Origin of the sequence: Psychrobacter sp. GW64-MNA-CIBAN-0177, assembly GCF_040309585.1 — a bacterium.
Classification (GTDB): domain Bacteria; phylum Pseudomonadota; class Gammaproteobacteria; order Pseudomonadales; family Moraxellaceae; genus Psychrobacter; species Psychrobacter okhotskensis.
On the sequence record NZ_JBEOOY010000620.1, the window covers coordinates 1 to 235 of the forward strand.

General features: G+C 37.4%; 1 protein-coding gene. It reads right to left on the reverse strand.

Annotated features, from left to right (window positions below):
• The coding region (locus AAEY79_RS16445) for a hypothetical protein (RefSeq protein ID WP_352289859.1) at positions 1-218 on the reverse strand (218 nt) is incomplete at its 3' end.
• Positions 219-235 lie beyond the last annotated feature (17 nt).

Consider the following 235-nt stretch of genomic DNA (forward strand, 5'->3'; position numbering starts at 1 on the left):
GAGCTATTTGCACTATCGGTCACATTATCAAAGTCATGGATGGATAAAACCTGATTACTTAATGTTTGTAAGTTTCTAAATACTGCCTGATTTAGATCGTCAAGGTACTCGATAAGCTGGTACTCATCACCGTCGCTTTTATTACGATAAATACCACCAAGCACCATTTGAATATGATTGCGGCTATACTGACTACTAGTATCGAAATGAGTGCTCATTCTTAACCCTATTGCTT